19 protein-coding genes are annotated in these 19,548 nt (G+C 33.7%); 11 read left to right on the forward strand and 8 right to left on the reverse strand.

Going from position 1 to position 19,548, the window contains the following annotated elements:
- Positions 1 to 36: 36 nt before the first annotated feature.
- Complete coding sequence (locus V6246_RS10915) at positions 37 to 315, forward strand: F0F1 ATP synthase subunit epsilon (RefSeq protein ID WP_042499551.1); 279 nt, start codon at positions 37 to 39, stop codon at positions 313 to 315.
- Positions 316 to 403: 88 nt separating this feature from the next.
- On the opposite strand, the gene V6246_RS10920 is transcribed toward V6246_RS10915, so the two are convergent.
- Together V6246_RS10920 and V6246_RS10925 are read right to left on the reverse strand one after the other, a co-directional pair.
- On the reverse strand, positions 404 to 850 hold the full coding sequence (locus V6246_RS10920) for a LexA family protein (protein WP_341560517.1): 447 nt from the start codon (positions 848 to 850) through the stop codon (positions 404 to 406).
- A gap of 84 nt (positions 851 to 934) precedes the next feature.
- Entirely contained in the window at positions 935 to 1,717 is a 783-nt protein-coding gene (locus V6246_RS10925) for an XRE family transcriptional regulator (protein ID WP_341560519.1), read from the reverse strand.
- Positions 1,718 to 1,797: 80 nt separating this feature from the next.
- On the opposite strand from V6246_RS10925, the gene V6246_RS10930 reads away from it, so the two are divergent.
- A complete protein-coding gene (locus tag V6246_RS10930) occupies positions 1,798 to 4,791 on the forward strand; it encodes a DNA polymerase III subunit alpha (RefSeq protein WP_341560520.1) in 2,994 nt (997 codons plus the stop codon).
- A gap of 71 nt (positions 4,792 to 4,862) precedes the next feature.
- On the opposite strand, the gene V6246_RS10935 is transcribed toward V6246_RS10930, so the two are convergent.
- The 4 genes from V6246_RS10935 to metG form a co-directional block, all read right to left on the reverse strand.
- Positions 4,863 to 5,567: an OmpA family protein gene (locus V6246_RS10935; RefSeq protein WP_341560522.1), complete on the reverse strand. Its 705-nt coding sequence runs from the start codon at positions 5,565 to 5,567 to the stop codon at positions 4,863 to 4,865.
- 9 nt (positions 5,568 to 5,576) lie between these two features.
- Positions 5,577 to 6,050: a lipocalin gene (locus V6246_RS10940; protein ID WP_341560524.1), complete on the reverse strand. Its 474-nt coding sequence runs from the start codon at positions 6,048 to 6,050 to the stop codon at positions 5,577 to 5,579.
- A 467-nt stretch (positions 6,051 to 6,517) separates the two neighbouring features.
- Complete coding sequence (locus V6246_RS10945; protein WP_341560526.1) at positions 6,518 to 7,036, reverse strand: ferritin; 519 nt, start codon at positions 7,034 to 7,036, stop codon at positions 6,518 to 6,520.
- Between the two features lie 35 nt (positions 7,037 to 7,071).
- Positions 7,072 to 9,138: a methionine--tRNA ligase gene (gene metG, locus V6246_RS10950; RefSeq protein ID WP_341560527.1), complete on the reverse strand. Its 2,067-nt coding sequence runs from the start codon at positions 9,136 to 9,138 to the stop codon at positions 7,072 to 7,074.
- Positions 9,139 to 9,287: 149 nt separating this feature from the next.
- Here metG and V6246_RS10955 point away from each other — a divergent pair, with 149 nt between their 5' ends.
- Together V6246_RS10955 and V6246_RS10960 are read left to right on the forward strand one after the other, a co-directional pair.
- Positions 9,288 to 10,316, forward strand: a complete 1,029-nt coding sequence (locus tag V6246_RS10955) for a S66 peptidase family protein (RefSeq protein ID WP_341560529.1) — start codon at positions 9,288 to 9,290, stop codon at positions 10,314 to 10,316.
- A gap of 177 nt (positions 10,317 to 10,493) precedes the next feature.
- Positions 10,494 to 10,727 carry a hypothetical protein gene (locus V6246_RS10960; RefSeq protein WP_341560531.1) on the forward strand — a complete coding sequence of 78 codons (234 nt, stop codon included), beginning with the start codon at positions 10,494 to 10,496 and terminating at the stop codon, positions 10,725 to 10,727.
- A 62-nt stretch (positions 10,728 to 10,789) separates the two neighbouring features.
- On the opposite strand, the gene V6246_RS10965 is transcribed toward V6246_RS10960, so the two are convergent.
- Positions 10,790 to 11,242 (reverse strand): DUF1569 domain-containing protein, encoded by a 453-nt coding sequence (locus V6246_RS10965; protein ID WP_341560532.1) that lies wholly within the window; start codon positions 11,240 to 11,242, stop codon positions 10,790 to 10,792.
- A 114-nt stretch (positions 11,243 to 11,356) separates the two neighbouring features.
- A complete protein-coding gene (locus tag V6246_RS10970; RefSeq protein WP_341560534.1) occupies positions 11,357 to 12,136 on the reverse strand; it encodes a TerB family tellurite resistance protein in 780 nt (259 codons plus the stop codon).
- A 404-nt stretch (positions 12,137 to 12,540) separates the two neighbouring features.
- Here V6246_RS10970 and V6246_RS10975 point away from each other — a divergent pair, with 404 nt between their 5' ends.
- The 7 genes from V6246_RS10975 (at position 12,541) to V6246_RS11005 (ending at position 19,483) form a co-directional block, all read left to right on the forward strand.
- Entirely contained in the window at positions 12,541 to 12,951 is a 411-nt protein-coding gene (locus tag V6246_RS10975; protein ID WP_042503973.1) for a BrxA/BrxB family bacilliredoxin, read from the forward strand.
- Positions 12,952 to 13,066: 115 nt separating this feature from the next.
- Positions 13,067 to 13,462: a hypothetical protein gene (locus V6246_RS10980; protein WP_341560536.1), complete on the forward strand. Its 396-nt coding sequence runs from the start codon at positions 13,067 to 13,069 to the stop codon at positions 13,460 to 13,462.
- A 27-nt stretch (positions 13,463 to 13,489) separates the two neighbouring features.
- Positions 13,490 to 14,227 (forward strand): lysophospholipid acyltransferase family protein, encoded by a 738-nt coding sequence (locus V6246_RS10985; protein ID WP_341560538.1) that lies wholly within the window; start codon positions 13,490 to 13,492, stop codon positions 14,225 to 14,227.
- Positions 14,228 to 14,240: 13 nt separating this feature from the next.
- Positions 14,241 to 15,239, forward strand: a complete 999-nt coding sequence (locus V6246_RS10990) for an acyl-ACP desaturase (RefSeq protein WP_341560540.1) — start codon at positions 14,241 to 14,243, stop codon at positions 15,237 to 15,239.
- Between the two features lie 95 nt (positions 15,240 to 15,334).
- Entirely contained in the window at positions 15,335 to 16,255 is a 921-nt protein-coding gene (locus V6246_RS10995) for an AraC family transcriptional regulator (protein WP_341560542.1), read from the forward strand.
- Positions 16,256 to 16,330: 75 nt separating this feature from the next.
- Positions 16,331 to 16,987 carry an HD domain-containing protein gene (locus V6246_RS11000; protein WP_159018943.1) on the forward strand — a complete coding sequence of 219 codons (657 nt, stop codon included), beginning with the start codon at positions 16,331 to 16,333 and terminating at the stop codon, positions 16,985 to 16,987.
- Between the two features lie 99 nt (positions 16,988 to 17,086).
- Positions 17,087 to 19,483 (forward strand): SGNH/GDSL hydrolase family protein, encoded by a 2,397-nt coding sequence (locus V6246_RS11005; RefSeq protein WP_341560544.1) that lies wholly within the window; start codon positions 17,087 to 17,089, stop codon positions 19,481 to 19,483.
- Positions 19,484 to 19,548: the final 65 nt, after the last annotated feature.

Genomic DNA, 19,548 nt, shown 5'->3' on the forward strand with positions numbered 1-19,548 from the left:
GAATACTGATTACTGATTACTGAATACTTAAAAATTATGTATTTAGAAATTGTATCACCAGAAGCAACCTTATTTAGTGGAGAAGTAACTAGCGTTGCTGTTCCAGGAGTAAATGGCGAATTTGAAATGTTAAATAATCACGTGCCAATTATATCTATTTTAAAAGAAGGTTTTGTGAAAATTTCAGGAAACGTAGAATTAGATGAAGCGGTTCAAGATAAATTTACCAAAAACGATAAAGGAGCTACATTGTTAAAAATTAACTCTGGAACGTTAGAATTAAAAAACAATAAGTTGATTGTTTTAGCAGACTAAAACATCAATTTTATATTATATAAAAAATGCGAAGCTTTAACTTCGCATTTTTTTATGTCTTAAATTTAAGTATAATGTGGCTTAATATTTATACCTTTTTAATCACATTAGTTACAATCCCCCAAATAAGAAACTTATTATCACTAGTAATTTTAATAATAGGGTAGTTTGGGTTTTCTGGTTTTAACCACATTTCATCTTTATCCACTTTTAAACGTTTTACAGTAAACTCACCATCTAAAAAGCAAACCGCAATTTTATTATTTGTAGGCTCTATGCTTCTATCTATTACTAATAAATCGTTATCATCTAGTCCTGCACCAATCATAGATTGCCCGCTTACACGTGCATAGAATGTAGTTTCTTTATTTTTAACTAGCTCAGTATCTAGAGAAAGATGCTGCTGGCTAAAATCCTCGGTAGGAGCAGGGTAACCTGCCGAAATACCTGTATCGAAATAAAGCGCACCTGCGTTTTCTGTTTCTTCAGGATTAAAAAGCGTTAAAGGAGCAGATTGTTTTAACTGTATAGCCATAGGGTTTGGGTTTTATTTTTAATGATACGTTGGTCTTTTAAAAAATAGAGGCCCTTATCATTATTTCGGTTGGTTAATGTAATATTAAAAATCATAGTTTTCTAAGCCTTTAATCGATTTTAGCTCTACTTTAAGTTCCTGAAACATGTTTACAATACTACTTAGTTTCAGTTCTTCTTCACTATATTCTTGCGTGTTAATACAACACGTAAACTCCCAAATTTCCATAATGTCGGCAGTTTTTACATCGTATGGTGCGTATAGTTTATTATCAGAATGTAACTCTAAAGAGTCTTTTTCTTCAATTTTATTATAGACTCTTTTATATACTAAACCATCGTCTTTGGTGAGTATAATATAAGTGCGTCCGTTTTTTACATCGGTTATTGTATCGATAAATTTTGCAACAATAAAAGAGCCGCTTTTTACGGGCAACATAGAATCTCCACTTATCGGAAATGCACGATGCGTTCCTGTTGGTAAAAAGGGGAGTTTTATTTTTTGAAGTTGCTCTATATATTCTGGATCTGCATAGCCTTGTAAATATCCCGCCGAAGCTTTGGTAGGCACAATTTCTATTAAATCTTCGTCCATGTCGTTTACCGTTACCGGAAATAGTACACGCTTGTTTCCTACTTCAATAAAAGAAGTGTTTTTAGTACGCCTTAAATCGTTTTTAACTAAAATATCTATTGGTATGTTGAAATAGGTAGAAAGCTCTATTAAACGATCTATAGGAGGTTCTGAGCGGCCTTCTTCATAAGAACCCACAATGGAGCGTGTCCAACCTAATTCGTCCGCAAAACGTTCCTGAGAAAAACTTTTCAAAGTACGTAAATGTTTAATGTTGGATTGAATGAATTTCATTACTCGTTTTAATATTTAATTTGGTTTACTACAAATGTAAGCAACAATTACTTTTAAATGTAGCTAATTTTGTAAAACTTATGTATTTAAATTGTCATTCATATTTCAGCTTGCGTTATGGGACAATAAGCCCCGAAAAACTACTTGCCATCTCTGCGGAATATGGCTTTAAAACTATGGCTCTAACCGATATTAATAACACATCGGCGTGTTTAGATTTTGTTCGGTTATCTGAAAAATATAAAATAAAACCAGTATTGGGTGTAGATTTTAGAAATGGAGCAGAACAAAAATTTATACTCCTTGCTAGGAGCAACAAGGGGTTCTATAATATTAATAATTATTTATCTACTTTTTTGCATGATGCTAGTTTAGTAATCCCAGATTGCGCTCCTCAATTAGACGATACATTTGTTATTTATCCTTACAAACAAGATGGAAGTTTCAACTTAAAAAAACATGAGTTTTTAGGTGTAAAGCCACAAGATTTAAATAAACTTAAGTTTTCTAAACAGAAAAAAGACGTCTCCAAATTAGTGGTTTTACAATCGGTTTCTTTTGAAAATAAAAAAGGATTTAACACCCACCGTTTGTTGCGTGCAATAGATAATAATACGCTGTTAAGTAAGTTGTCAAAAAATGAAGAAGGTTTAGAAACCGATGTTATGCTTTCTGCTAATAAACTATACGATGTTTACAGAGAATTCCCTGAGCTTATAAAAAACACTAAAGCTATTTTGAGCCGATGTTCTATAAATTTCGATTTCTCGAAAAGTACACCTAACAATCAAAAATCGTATACTAAAAGTGAGGAGTTAGATTATAAATTGCTCGAAAGACTTGCCTATAGTGGTTTGGCGTATCGTTATCAAAACCCAGATGATGTTATCTTTAATCGAATAAAAAAAGAGTTAAGCATTATTAAAGAGAAGCAGTTTGTGTCTTATTTTTTAATGAATTGGAAAATTTTAAAATACGCCAGAAGTAAAAATTATTATTATGTAGGTAGAGGTAGTGGCGCCAATAGTATTGTTGCGTATTTATTGCGAATTACGGATGTTGACCCCGTAGAACTCGATTTGTACTTTGAACGTTTTATAAATCTATACCGAAAGAATCCGCCGGATTTTGACATTGATTTTTCTTGGACCGATCGGGATGATATTACACAATTCATTTTTAAAACATTTAAAAACACTTCGCTTTTAGCAGTTTACAATACGTTTAAATTTAAAGCGTCGGTACGCGAATTGGGTAAGGTTTTCGGCTTACCAAAATCGGAAATAGATATGCTTAGCAAAGGCCGCTACAATATTGAAGCCTTAGATAAACTATCAAAATTAGTACTTGTTTACAGCGAATATATTCAGGGGTTTCCTAATTATTTGGGAATTCATGCTAGTGGAATTATTATTTCAGAAAAGCCTATTCATTATTATACAGCAACATTTTTTCCGCCGAAAGGCTTTGCTACCACACATTTTGATATGGTAGTTGCTGAAGATATTGGGCTTTATAAATTCGATATATTAAGCCAACGTGGTTTAGGAAAAATTAAAGACACCGTAGATATTGTAAAATATAATCATCCAGAAAAAGAACCTATCGATATTCATGATATTAAAGGTTTTAAAACGGATGAAAATATTAAGCATATTTTGCGACACGCTCAGGCCATTGGGTGTTTTTATGTTGAATCGCCTGCTATGCGTATGTTACTTAAAAAACTTCAGGTTGATAACTATTTGGGGTTAGTAGCTGCGAGTTCTATTATTCGTCCTGGAGTTGCTAAATCGGGTATGATGCGCGAATATATATTGCGTTATCGCGATCCGGAACGTTGTAAGCAAGCACACCCCGTTTTGCTTAGTATTATGCCCGAAACCTATGGCGTTATGGTATACCAAGAAGATGTTATTAAAGTGGCGCATTATTTTGGAGGTTTAACTTTAGCTGAAGCTGATAAATTACGACGCGGTATGTCGGGTAAGTTTAGATCTCGTGATGAATTTCTATCTGTGAAAAATCTTTTTTTCAGCAATTGTAGACAAAAAGGAGAGCCAGAACATTTAATTGAAGAGATTTGGAAACAAATTGAAAGCTTTGCTGGTTATGCATTTGCAAAGGGACACTCGGCATCTTATGCGGTAGAAAGTTACCAGAGTTTGTTTTTAAAAGCCTATTTCCCGTTGGAATATATGGTGGCTACTATTAATAATTTTGGTGGTTTTTATAGCACAGAACTTTATGTGCACGAGGCTAGAATGCATGGTGGTATTATTGAGGCACCTTGTGTTAACACAAGTTTTAGTGAAACTATTATTATTGGTAAACATATTTATTTAGGTTTTATGTTTTTGCATGGTTTGGAAGTAAAAACTATTAAGAAATTACTTTTAGACCGAGAGGAGCATGGTGCGTTTAAAAGTCTAGACAATTGTGTTGAGCGGTTAAGTATATCTGTCGAGCAAATCGCCATTCTAATTAAAATAAATGCGTTTCGGTTTACGGGTGTTAATAAGCGCGAATTACTTTGGGAAGCTCATTTAAAAATAAGTAAAACAGTGGTGCAAGAACATGTTATTAATTTGTTTGAAACTAAACGTATAGATTACAAAACACCAGAATTGCCAAGTTCGGCTTTGGAAGATGCTTTTGATGCTTTAGAACTCTTAGGTTTTACATTGTGTAATCCGTTTGGTTTGTTGGAGCAAACGGCTGTACAACCTTTAAGAGCATTGCAACTCCCAAAATTTAAAAATCGTAATATTTCTATTGAGGGTTATTTGGTAACTACAAAAAACACGGTAACATCTAGTGGTAAATACATGCATTTTGGAACGTTTTTAGATTACGATGGGCATTTTATTGATACCGTTCATTTTCCGCCTGTAGCAAGTAGATATCCTTTTAGAGGTAAGGGGATTTATACTATTACAGGTAAGGTGATAGAGGAATTCGATTGTATAACTATTGAAGTTGTTACTATGGAAAAACTTGCTATTATTCAAGACCCACGTTATAGCGATCCGCCTCCTAAGTTTATAACAAATACTAACCGACGGATAGGTTAGTGTATAAAATCAAAAAAGGCTGTTCTTAAAAAGAATAGCCTTAATATTATTAATTAATCTAAAAAATCAGCTTATTGTCCAGCTTCAGTTTTAGCATCATCAATCATTTTTTCATTTGGTAAAATTGCGATATTTACCCTTCTGTTTTTTGCACGACCTTCTGCCGTAGTATTATCATTTGTTGGTTGCGCTTCACCAAACCAGTTGGTTGTAAAACGACCACTACTTAAACCTTTACTTAAAAAATAATCGGTAACAGCAGTTGCTCTATTTTTAGAAAGTGTCATGTTTAACTCTTCACTACCAACACTATCTGTATGGCCTACAACCAATACGTTAGTGTCTGGGTATTCTTGAAAAACAGCAATTAATTTATTTAAAGTTTCTTGAGAAGCTGCGTTAACATTATACTTTGCTGTATTAAAATATACACCACTATTCTCATCAAAAGTTACTACAATACCATCGTCTACACGCTCTACTTTAGCGCCAGGTATTTCGTTTTCAATTTGTTGGGCTTGCTTATCCATTTTGTTACCAATAAGTACACCAGCGCCACCACCTATAACGCCACCAATAACAGCACCAAGTTCTCCATTGCCACCTTTACCAACGTTATTACCAATAATAGCACCTAAAAGCGCGCCACCTGCAGCGCCAATAACACCACCTTTTTGCTTATTATTTGCATTTTGTACCGATTTACAGCTTGTTACATTTACTGTAAGCACAAGTGCTAAAAGAACTAATCCGATTTTATTAAATATTGTTTTCATCTGTATGTTTTATTGTTTTGTAAAATTCATTATAATTGTAAATGGTTTACCCTCTACGTTAAGCGTTTGTTGCCATTGCATTGTAGCTTCTGTAAGTTGAGTAAGTTGCATTCTGTAACCGTAGTTTGTTGGCGATTTTCCTTTTTCGTCTGTAGGTTTTAATAAGAAATCGTACAAATCGGTAGCGGGATCAACTTCTTGAATGGTAAAAATGAAGTTACGAGCACCAATGCTGCAATTGGTATCGTTAATGGTGTAGATTCCTGAATTATTATTCGGAATAAACTGCCAATCACTACCTTCAAAACATGCCTTTGGAGCATCGTCTAAAAGCGATACGTTGTAAGTGCCTTTTTCACTATAAGAAATGGTACTTAGCGTCCAATTTCCTTTCATTACTTTTTTTGAAGTTCGCACTACTTTTGATGTGCCGCATGAAGCTAAAGTTAATGCTAACACTAATAAAATTGCTATTCTTTTCATTTACATGTATTAATTAAGTTTCTATTTGGGTTTAAAAATTATTACTATTTATTGCTTCTTAAATGAGAAACAATTTGATGTACGCAAGTTAAGACCCCTATGCGGTATAGGTAGTCACTATAAATTATTTTTTTAACGTTATCGGGAATTGAACTTGAGTAAATAACAAAAACACGAATAGTTTTTGTTATTAATATTTTTTAGGTATTAAGAGTGATTAGGCCACTTTTTTAAGCAAGTCGAAACAAGGGCATTTTTTACAACGCTTATTTTCTCCTTTTTTAAATTTTTTACAACAACTACTTTTTACTTTATCAGGAAGTTCTACTCCTAATTCACGTAACATTTTAATTGCCTTTTTTTTCTTTTTTTTGCCCAAAACAGAATCTGAAATTTAAGAGGTATCAAATTTATCTTGGGCAAAAATAACTATTTTTATTAAATCTAAATAAGATTAAATGTTAAAATTATTGCAAACCTTCTGCAGATGCGGAAGTTATAGTTAGGTTTTGTATGTCGCGATCAAAAAGGTATAGTCCACCTTTGTCATCTCCAATAAGATTTATTTTATCTAAAATGGTGCGAGCTACGGCTTCTTCTTCTATTTGCTCAGCAACATACCACTGTAAAAAGTTGTGCGATGCATAATCTCTTTCTTCTAAACTAATGTGAACTAAATCGTTTATGCTTTGAGATACAAATACCTCGTGCTCGAACAATTTTTCAAACATTTCTTTAAATGAATTAAAGGTTACGTTAGGTGCCGATAATTCTGAAATTTTTGCATGGCCACCACGCTCATTAACAAACTTTACTAGTTTTAGCATGTGTTCACGTTCCTCGTCAGATTGCGCATACATAAAGCTAGCAACACCTTCTAGTCCTTTAACTTCGGCCCAACAAGCCATTGCTAAATATATTTGAGACGATTCTGCTTCTATTTTTATTTGATTGTTTAATGCTTTTTCTATAGCTTTTGATAACATAGGTCTTGTTTTTTTATAAAGTTAGTAAATTCTGATTAACTTATAGTTAATCCGTTCGCAACATTATCTGTATCCGGATTTACAAATACAAGTTTTCCGTCTTCACTTTCCGTCATTAAAATCATGCCTTCACTTTCTACACCGCGTAAGGCTCTTGGTGCTAGGTTTACCAAAACAGTAACACGTTTACCTACAACTTCTTCTGGCGTAAAGCTTTCTGCAATACCAGAAACAATAGTTCTAACATCAATACCTGTATCTACTTTTAAAACTAAAAGTTTTTTAGCTTTTGGCATTTTTTCAGCTTCTATAATGGTACCAACACGCATATCAAGTTTAGTGAAGTCATCAAAGTTTATAGTGTCCTTTTGTGGTTCTACTACTTTATTTGCTGCTTCGTTAGCTTTTTTACTAGCTTCTAGTTTATCAAGTTGTTTTTGAATTGTTTCATCTTCTACTTTAGAAAATAATAATTCAGCTTCACCAATTTTATGACCTGCAGGAAGTAATACCTCTTTTATAGCAACTTCTTTCCAAGTAGTTTCTGTTCCTAAGGCAGTATGGTTTAATATGTTTTTTAATTTAGTTGAAGTAAACGGTAAAAATGGCTCACTTAAAGTTGCTAATGCCGATGCTATTTGTAATGCCACATACATAATAGTTTTAGTGCGTTCTGCATCAACTTTAATTACTTTCCAAGGTTCTGCATCGGCTAAGTATTTGTTTCCTAAACGTGCTAAATTCATTAACTCTTGGCTAGCTTCTCTAAAACGGTAACGCTCTATTGAGCTGGCAATAACATCTGGATATGCTTTAACAGTGGCTAAAGTTTCTTCGTCTACTTGTTCGAATGCTGAAGGCGTTGGCACAGCACCTTCGTAATATTTGTTAGTTAAAACAACAACACGGTTTATAAAGTTTCCGAAAATGGCAACTAACTCGTTGTTGTTTCTTGCCTGAAAATCTTTCCAGGTAAAATCGTTATCCTTAGTTTCTGGAGCATTTGCTGTTAATACATAACGTAAAACATCTTGTTGTCCAGGAAAATCTTCTAAATATTCTGGTAACCAAACAGCCCAGTTTTTAGAAGTTGATAATTTATTACCTTCTAAGTTTAAAAACTCGTTTGCTGGTACATTTTCAGGTAAAATATAAGATCCTTCAGCTTTTAACATCGCCGGGAAAATAATACAGTGAAATACAATATTATCTTTTCCTATAAAGTGTACTAATTTTGTGTCTTTATCTTTCCAGTAAGGTTCCCAATCTTTTCCTTCGCGAGCAGCCCATTCTTTGGTAGACGAAATATAACCAATTGGTGCATCGAACCAAACGTAAAGTACTTTGCCTTCTCCACCTTCAGCAGGTACAGGAATTCCCCAATCTAAATCACGGGTTACGGCTCTTGGGCGTAAACCATCGTCTATCCAAGATTTACATTGTCCGTAAACATTAGGTTTCCAGTCTTTTTTATGTCCTTCAAGAATCCATTCTCTTAAAAAATCTTCATGTTTATCTAGTGGTAAATACCAGTGTTTTGTTTGTTTTAACGTTGGTACATTACCTGTTATAGCCGATTTAGGATTAATTAAATCGGTAGCATTATGGCTTGTTCCACAGTTTTCACATTGGTCACCGTAACTTTCTTCATTACCACATTTTGGGCAAGTTCCAATCACGAATCTATCTGCTAAAAATTGATTTGCAGCAGCATCGTATAATTGTTCTGATGTTTCTTCAATAAATTCACCTTTTGCATCTAAAGTTTTGAAAAACTCCGAAGCTGTTTCATGATGAATTGGAGCAGAAGTTCTAGAATAATTATCGTAAGTTATTCCAAAATCTACAAAAGATTTTTTAATAATAGCATGATATTTATCTACAATATCCTGAGGTGTTACACCTTCGTTTTTAGCTTTAATAGTAATTGGCACACCATGTTCATCACTTCCGCCAATAAATACAACATCGTTTCCGGTTAATCGTAAATAGCGTACATAAATATCTGCAGGCACATAAACACCAGCTAAATGGCCGATGTGTATTGGGCCGTTGGTGTATGGTAAAGCGGTTGTAATGGTATATCGTTTTGGTGTGTTCATCAATTTAAAATTATATTATGAGTGTGTTTTTGAAGTTTAGCTATATTAAAATCAACTGTTTGTGTTGAAAAATATATCTATTTTACTCGTAAACACAAGTGTTTTTCAAGCGGTAAAAGTAATCAATTTAAGCCCTATTTAGAAAAAAAATGTACATTTACATTATGACACGAATTACATTTATTACAATTTTATTTTGTTCCTTTTTTTTCTTCGGAAAAACAACACTATCGGCACAAGAAACACCATTAAAAAACTCTACTAAATTGATACAACCTCCATATTTAAAAGCAGGCGACACGGTTGCTATTGTTGCACCATCTGGTGTTATAAAAAACGGCGTTAAAGAAATTGAAGCGGCCAAAGCTTTACTTAAAAGTTGGGGTTTGCATACCATTGTTGGCGAACATGTATTTAGCCAAGCCGATCATTTTGCTGGTACCGATAATGAGCGTTGTGCCGATTTTCAAAGTGCATTAGATAACCCAACCGTTAGTGCCATTTGGTGCGCTAGAGGCGGTTATGGTACAGTTCGGATTTTGGATAAGCTAGATTATACTAAATTTAAGCAACACCCAAAATGGTTAATAGGCTATAGTGATATTACGGCGTTGCACAATCAATTTAACAATGAAGGTATAGAAAGTATACACGGTATTATGTGTGTTAGCTTACCTAATGATTTGAATACTATAGCGAAACCAATAGCTACTTTTAAGGCGGCTATTTTCGGGAAGCCATTAAGTTATACGCTCGAAGGTTCCACTTATAACCGAGCAGGTTCTGTTTCTGCACCTTTAGTTGGTGGTAATTTAACTTTGTTACACACCATGTTAGGTTCTAAAACGAGTATTGATACCGACGGAAAAATTCTTTTTATAGAAGAAGTAGGTGAGTACAAATACCATATAGACCGCATGTTACAAAGTTTAAAACGTGCAGGATATTTTGATAATTGTAAAGGTGTTATTATCGGCGGTATTAGCCGAGTTAGAAAAAACACCACACCTTGGGGAACTTCTATAGAGCAATTGTTTTTAGATGCTCTTTCAGATTATAATTTCCCAATAGCTTTTAATGTGCCTGCGGGACATGAAAAGGATAATCGTGCCCTAATTTTAGGGCGAACAATTGATTTGAACGTTTCTAAGGAAAAATCTACTATAGCATTTAAGTAAAATCGCTCTAGTTTATCAAGGTTTTTAATTGTAAATAATAGTGTAAGTTTTTGGTTTTTAGCTAGGTAATTTAGTTTGACGTTAATAAAGTACAGTTAACTAATATTTTGTTATAATTGTGCGATACATTGTAGTTTTACAGACTAATTTTTATGTTTAACCAACAAATTTCTCTCAATGAAAAAATTACAATTATTAAGCGTAGCAGCAATGCTTTTATTTTCTGTTAATATTAATGCAGATACAGTAAAAACAAATTTAAACCTTTTTAATCCTGATGTGCGTAAGTGCTTAATTGAAGCATCTGAAAGTGAAGGATGGAAACTAGAAGCTGTTTATACAGATGAACAAGATAAATTAGTTATGGTTTTTGAAAAAGGAACTGAAACTAAAACTTATATCGATAAATAATACTTATTGATATTATTAAAATTAAAAAGCCAACTATTTAATAGTTGGCTTTTTTTATGGGTTTAAACTCCAAATTGATTTAAGTGATGGTCTAGGTGTTTGTAAAACATGGTATTCCATTCTTTATTATTTAGGTTGCCAAAGGAATGCGATGCTTTATTTTCGAAATGATTTGCGCCTAACTGTTGCGTTCTGTTAATAAAATCAACGAGTCTGCTTTTTTCTAAATCGAAGTTTTTAGTATCGGTAATTACAAATTCTGGAGCGGTACGACTATTCTTTTTATAAGGTTTGTCTCCTACAACTATTGGTTTTACAATGGTTTTTAGCATCCAACGTTTAAAAGCATTTGGTTTTGGGTGCTTATTGTCATAAACCATTTCGTAAGTTACGTTGCAATGTGCTAGCATTTGGTCTACTCTCATTTTGCCCCAAAGCGGTTGTGCTTGGTTGTTTAAGGTTTTAATTCTTTCAACTACAGCCTGTGTGTCTTTAGAATTGAACATGTTTTTCATAAGAAAGAAGTATTAATATAGTATAATGCACTAAATTTATTACTTAAAGTTCTTATAACCAATTGTTTTTGATGTGAAAAGTGCTTTTTTTTAAGTAGCGCTTAATCTACTTAATTAAAATCTACGTTCCTTTTGTATTTGCTCGTAAGCAGCTTGTACTTGTCTAAATTTCTCTTCGGCACCTTGTTGGTGCTCTTTTCCTAGGTGAATAACTTTATCCGGATGATATTTTTTAGCCATAGAACGGTAGGCTTTTTTAATTTCGTCTACGCTAGCACTTTTAGTGATTTCCAAAACCTTATAAGCGTTGTCACTACTATCGTAAAACATGGCTTTTATACTTTCGTAATCGCGAGAGCTTATGCCTAAATAACCGGCTATGGTGTAAATTTGTTTTACCTCGTCTTCAGTTACTAAACCATCGGCTTTGGCTATGCCGAATAGAAAGTGCATAAGTTGTAAACGCGATGGGTGGTCCATCATTTGTTTAATTTGTAAACAGACCTGGCGTGTAGAAATATTGTTTTGTTTGTTTATATTTTTGAAAAGCGCAAAAGCAGTATTGGCACGCTCTTTACCATACATGTTTACAAATTGTTGACGTACGTAATCTAGTTCGCGTTGGTCTTGTTTACCATCGGCTTTTATAACTATGGAAGCTAAAATAAGTAAGCTTACCTCAAAATCTCCAGATTGTGTTTGCGGGCGTTGTTGCGTGCGTGTGCTATATGTGTTTCGTTGGCCTTCTTGCGGTTGTCCTTGGTTTAAAAAAGGACTTCCTTTTCCATTAGACATAACATCTATAACGCTACCTAATGCTAAGCCTATTATGGCTCCTATTGGTCCGCCAAACGACCAGCCTAAAGAGGCGCCTATCCATTTTGAAAAACTCATGTAATGTTTGTTTTTTATGGTTCAAATATACTATTGTTAGTTGAATTTTTATGGGTTTTGTTACAACATTGGCGAATTTGTGATGCTTTTAACTTATGATTTATTTTGGCGGATATGTGCGTTAAGGATAGCAGCGGCATCCTTTTTTGTGATTTGCCTGTGGTTTAATTTTAGCTCGAACTTTGCCTGTGCTCTATGGTTTTATATAAATGACGAAATTTGGTTTGAACAAAAAAGATATAGCGGATAGCCTGACCCGTAGGGAAACGCCCAAAGAATTATACGTAAATTTGTCAGGTTTTGGTGGTTATGAACGACTTAAACCTGACAGTTGTCTTAAATCGCATGATTTTTGACTAACTTTGTAACAGAGATTAATTATAAAACATAAAAATTTAAAAGATATGTATCCAGCAGAATTAGTAAAACCTATGCGTGAGGATTTAACCAACGTTGGTTTTGAAGAATTACACACTGCCGAGGCGGTTGAGGCGGCTATTGCAAAACCGGGAACTACACTTGTAGTTGTAAATTCGGTTTGCGGTTGTGCAGCAGCTAATGCACGTCCAGGTGCGAGAATGAGTTTACAAAACGCAAAACGCCCAGACCATATTACTACGGTTTTTGCAGGTGTTGATAAGGAGGCTGTTGATGCGGCTCGTGGATTTATGGTTCCGTTTCCTCCAAGTTCACCTTGTATGGCTTTATTTAAAGATGGCGAATTAGTACACATGTTAGAGCGTCACCACATTGAAGGTCGTCCAGCAGAATTAATTGCTGAAAACCTTGTTGATGCTTACAATGCAAATTGCTAGTCTAGTTTATAAAAACTTGATTTAATTTATATAAAAACCACGATTTATCGTGGTTTTTTTGCGTTTTTACGCAACCATTTCTTGTTTTCTGCATCTATAAAATAAAAACTATTTTATGCGGAAATCGATTTTATTGACAAGCTTGTTTTTGTTTAGTATGCTGTTTATGGCTTTTCAGTGTGAGGAAGATGATTATGGCGATATAGAGAGTGATCGTTTAGAACTGGCTCAGTTAAAGATTGAAATTGATGAAATTGTTTATACATCTGTTTGCGATGGTACTCACATTTGCGAGTTTATGGCTTATGGCAGTAAAGCTTGCGGCGGACCTCAAGGGTATTTGGTGTATTCTACTTCTATTAACGTAGAAAACTTAAAGACTTTGGTAGAAAACTATAATCGGGTTGAAGCTGAATTTAATACAAAATGGAATATTTTATCAGATTGTTCTGTGCCAAATATGCCAAGTGAAATAATTTGCGAAAATAACAAGTGCGTGCCTGTTTTTTAAGACTAAGTTTTTACTTATTTTTGAGGCATGGTAAAACTGATATCTTATCCGCTAACTATTATATATGCCTTTGCGTTTTTATTAACCATTGTTATATTTCACCCTATTCAGGCATTTTGCTATAGGGTTTTTGGGTATCAAGCGCTTAAAAAAAGTGTAGATGCCTTGCAGTTTTGTTTAATGCGCTGCTTAAATATTTTGGGTACACGTTTTACTTTTGATAACCCACACGATATTCCTACCGACCAGCCTATAATTATTGTTTCCAATCACCAAAGTATGTACGATATATCGCCACTTATGTGGTATATGCGTAAGCATCATCCTAAATTTATTAGTAAAATTGAATTAGGAAAAGGCATACCAAGCGTATCTTACAATTTGCGCCACGGTGGCTCTTGTTTAATTGATCGTAAAAATCCAAGACAATCTTTACCTGCTATTATGAAGTTTGGTGAGTATATAGAAGAAACCAAAAGAGCAGCAGTAATTTTTCCGGAAGGTACGCGCAGTGTAGACGGTTACCCGAAGCCTTTTCAAACAAAAGGATTAGAAATTTTACTTAAAAAAATACCATCTGCATTAGTTGTTCCTATTACCATAAATAACTCTTGGAAAACATTGCGTTATGGCAAATTCCCAATGGGTTTGGGCACTCACATAAAATTTACCGTGCATAAGCCTATAAAAGTTAGTACCTTTGCTAATAGACAAGATTTGATAAATAGTGTGGAAACCACTATTGTAGAACATATAAAACATTAAAAAACACATTCCGATGGCGTTAAAAAACAAACGAATTGAAGTAATGAACTTTTTGGAAAAGGATATTGATGCCTTAGTGGAAAAGTATTTAATTCCGATTGAAAAAATATGGCAACCTACCGACTTTTTACCTAATACAGAAGGTAATGATGAGGAGTTTTTTGAAGAAGTAAAAGAAATTAGAGAGTTAGCTAAAGAGCTACCTTATGATTTCTGGGTGGTTTTAGTTGGTGATATGATTACTGAAGAAGCACTACCAACTTACGAGTCTTGGTTAATGGATGTTGAAGGCGTAGACCAAGTTAATGGTAAAAATGGTTGGTCTAAATGGGTAAGCCAATGGACAGGTGAAGAAAACCGCCATGGTGATGTACTTAATAAATATCTTTATCTTTCTGGTCGTGTAAATATGCGAGAAATAGAAGTTACTACACAGCATTTAATTGCTGATGGTTTTGATATTGGAACTGATAGAGATCCATATAAAAACTTTGTTTATACAAGTTTCCAAGAGTTAGCAACTTACGTGTCGCACAACCGTGTGGCTAAAATCGCAAAAGATTTTGGTAACAAACGTTTAGCTAAAATGTGTAAAATTATTGCTGGTGATGAAATGAGACACCACCATGCATATTCGGAGTTCGTAGAGCGTATTTTTGAAGTGGATCCAAACCAAATGATGATGGCTTTCCATTACATGATGAAACAAAAAATTACCATGCCTGCTCACTTTTTACGTGAAACTGGTGGTAAAATTGGTTCGGCTTTCGAAGAGTTTTCTAATACAGCACAACGTATTGGAGTTTATACTTCACTAGATTATATTGATATTTTAGAGAAACTAACTAAGCGTTGGGAAATTGATAAAATGACAAACCTTAATGATGAAGCTGAAAAAGCTAGAGATTACCTCATGAAATTACCGTCTAGAATGACGCGTGTTGCAGAGCGTATGAAGGTACCAGAAAACTCTTTTGAGTTTAAATGGGTACAGCCAGCTATTATTAAATAGATTTTTTTAGGTTGAATATTAGACCGAATAAAAACTAATAAAATTTTATGAACCTCTAAAAAATGAATTCCGTTTTTTAGAGGTTTTTTATATTTATGACATTATTTAGACAAGATAAAGATTATATAAAGCGCGTAAACTTAGCTCTATCTTTTATTGACGCTCATTTAGACTCCAATTTGTTATGCTTAGAAAGCGTTTCGGAAATAGCTTCGTTTTCTCCCTTTCATTTTCATCGTATTTTTAAAAGTATTGTTGGCGAAACTTTAAATAGTTATATTGGTAGAAAACGTTTAGAAAAAGCAGCATCGGGATTAATTCATAAAAAAGAATGTAATATTACCGAGTTGGCTTTACAAAGTGGCTTTAGTAGCAACTCTGCTTTTACCCGAGCGTTTAAAAAACATTATAACGTTAGCCCTTCAGAATTTAGAAAAAGAAATCCTCATAAATTTAGCAAGATTGGTATAGTTGAAAGCAAGATTGGACAAGAGAACTTTATGCTCGAAAGCTATTTTTGCAATATTAATAATCATTTAAATTGGATTGAAATGAATGCAAATATTGAAGTAAAAGAAATACCCAAATTACATTTTGCATGCCTAACGCATATTGGTGTCAAAAATATTGATAAAGCTTTTGAAAGGATTATAAAATGGGCTATTACTAAGGGATTAATGCAAAATCCTGAAACGAGATTAGCTAGAATTTTTCATGATAGTTTTAAAATTACAGATGCTGATAAAGTACGTATGAGTATTTCGGTTTTAACAAAAGAACCTGTTTTAGTTGAAGGCGATATTCATAATTTATCTACCAAAGCAGGAAAGTATATTGTTGGCCGATTTGAAATCACTCCTCAAGATTTTGAAAAATCGTGGAGCGGTCTTTTTATTTGGATGCACGATAACGGCTATGCAAAAGCAGATAGTACGCCTTTTGAAATATATCAAAACGATATGCGAGAACATCCAGAAGGTAAAGCTATTGTAGATTTTTATATTCCGGTAATGTAGCTTGTTAAAATATATAAAAACTAAATTTTTTAAAAAGGAATATTATTTACTTGATAATCTTTCTATTTTTATACCATGACAAATCAAGAAAACATCATAAATAAAACAATTGTTTTTGTAAAAGAAAAACTTGAAGGAGCCGAGGGAGGTCACGATTGGTTTCATATAGAACGAGTTTATAAAAATGCGCTTTTAATTTCGAAAACGGAAAAAGTAAATGGGTTTGTTGTTGCTCTTGGTGCTTTGCTTCATGACATTGCAGATAGTAAATTTCATAATGGAGATGAAACTGTGGGGCCAAAAGTAGCTCGTGATTTTCTATCGGGGTTAAATGTTGATAATGAAACAATTCAGCATGTGGTTAATATTATCGAAAACATATCGTTTAAAGGCGGAAATATAGAGCAGAAGTTTACTTCTCCAGAACTAAATGTGGTGCAAGATGCCGATCGTTTAGATGCTATTGGAGCTATTGGTATTGCACGTTGCTTTAATTATGGTGGTTTTAAAAATAGAGCGCTTTACGATCCGGAAATAAAACCAGATCTAAATATGAGTAAGGAAGCATATAAAAAATCGACTGCTCCAACAATAAATCATTTCTACGAAAAGTTATTGCTTTTAAAAGATAGAATGAATACAGAAACAGGAAAATTGGTTGCTGGAGAAAGACATGAGTTTATGCTTCAGTTTTTAAATCAGTTTGATAAAGAATGGGAAGGTGTTTTGTGAGTTAACTTGCTAATATTGCTTTTTACGCTTTAATATGTGTTATTTATCCGATAAAGCGATTATATTTGTAGGGTGTAACGTGTTTTATTTGTAATCCCTATGAAAAATTATTTATATTTTGCAATGCTTCTTTTATTCTTTAGTTCAAATATATATTCTCAAAGAGAATCTATATTAATAGATTTTGGAAACCCTTCCGCGTCATCAGATGTAAATTCTTGGAATAATATAACCGATAATTCTACTGAGTTTATAAGTAATTTAATTAATTCTGATAATAACAACACGGGTATTAGTGTTCGGGTTATCGATGGTTTTAATGGTATTGGTTCACCGGGAACTCAAGCAACAACAGGCTCAGCTTCCCAAATACCATCTACAGCTTCTCAAGATTACTTTTATGGTACCAGTATAGATTCAGGGGTTTTAGAATTTAAGAATTTGATTGTAGGTAAAGATTATACGTTTACAATGTTTGCTTCAAGAATAGGAGTTACAGGAGTTAGAGAAACGCAATATTTTATTGAAGGTCTTACAACCGAAACTAAAATATTAGATGCTGTGGAAAACACTGGTAATGTAGTATCAGCAACATTAAAACCGAGATTAAACGGAACCATTTCTCTTACAGTTTCTACTCCTGCAGGTAGCAGTTCTACTTTTAATTATTTAAATAGTTTAGAAATTAATTATCCTACCGACCAAGTAATCTATAGTGAAGGGGCTTTATTGATTGATTTTGGAGTAGACACTAATGCTAGTGTAAGCCCTTGGAATAATTTAACCGATCCATATTTAGGAGGTTCAATATCGAATTTAACTAATTATGGCGGATCTAATTCAGGAATTAGTCTTAGTGTTACAGATGCTTTTAATTTTGTGAATGAAAACGGAACAACTGAACCTGGAATAAGCATTAATATTCCCGGGACTGCAACTGCAAATAGTTTTTTTGGAAACACCATAGATTACCTGGGTAAAACAGAGCCTACAGGTGCTGTTCAGTTTTCTAATTTCTCTCCTAATGAAGATATTGATGTTAAAATTTATGCGTCTAGACTAGATTATATAGAGCCTGATAATAAAGAAACTAAATATGAAATAGAAGGCTTAACTACCGAAACTGTTTATTTAAATGCTGCAAATAATACCAATGCGTTTGTAACAGCTTCTTTAAAAGCGAAGGCCGATGGTACAATAACCATTAAAATGTCTCCTGGAAGTAATAACACATCCCCTTATCAGTTTTTCTATTTGGGTGCGGTTGTAATTGAGTATACGCCAGAGCCTAGTTTAGCTTTAACGTCTCCTAATGGTGGTGAGTTTTGGCAAGTGGGTAAAGTACCCAGTATTGCTTGGGAAAGCAATAGCTTGAGTAATGATGTTACTTTAGAATATTCAATTGATAATGGAAGCACATGGATTAATATCGCAACGGTGTCGAGCGTTACAAGTAGTTACGCATGGAGTGTGCCTGATGATGTTTCTGAAGAATGTTTGGTACGTGTTACATCTGGAGTTTTAACGGATGCTAGTGACGATGTTTTTGAGATTTCGGATGACGATTCAACCTGTAATATTGTTGTTATAGGATCTTCTACTGCGGAAGGGTTAGGAGCATCTGCAATAGAAAACTCGTGGGTGTTTAAGTATGCTGAAGCTTTGTTTCAAAATAACACTATGCTTAATGTTGTTAATTTAGGTTTAGGCGGACTTACAACTTATGATTTGCTACCAACTGAATCTTCCACTGTGCTACCTCCTGGAGTAACTATTAAAACAGATAGAAATATTACAAAAGCATTATCGTACAATCCTGTAGCAATCATTTTAAATTTACCGTCTAATGATACATCTAATGGGTATTCAACGTCAACGCAACTAGCTAATTTTTCAGAGATCAATTCCGAAGCAACAAATAGTGCTGTTCCTATTTGGATAACGACAACGCAGCCTAGGTATTTTTCTGATCCTGCGGATGTTCAAACTCAAAGAGATGTTCGAGATGCTATTTTGAGTACTTATATAGATAAGTCTCTTGATTTTTGGATAGATATAGCGACGGTCGATGGAACTATTTTGCCAAATTTAGATAGTGGAGATGGTACACATGTTAACGATGCAGGACATAGTATTTTATTAAATAAAGTGATGGATAAAAATATTGATGATCTCACATGTTTAACTAGCACGCTTAATGATAATAGTATAGTTGGAGAAAATTTATCACTTAAATTGTATCCGAACCCTTTAATAGAAGGTAATTTAAATCTTAATTTTCGTGTGTTAAATGCTGGAGTATTAGAAGTAAACTTTTTTAATGCTTTGGGGCAGAAAGTAGCAGCTCAACAAGAGCGATATAATTTTAAAGCGGGAAATAATAAGCTTAAAGTAAGTATGGATCACATAAAGCCGCAAGTGCTTTATTGTGTATTCGATTTTATGCTCGACGGAAAAGATACCATAACAAAGAAGTATACGCTCTTTGTAAGATAAAGTCTTTTCTAAAATAGAAGGTTTTTTAGCTTTAGAAATTTGCTAATGCTATATATGTTGAAGTT

Origin of the sequence: Algibacter sp. TI.3.09, from assembly GCF_038154905.1 — a bacterium.
Taxonomy (GTDB): Bacteria; Bacteroidota; Bacteroidia; order Flavobacteriales; family Flavobacteriaceae; genus Algibacter.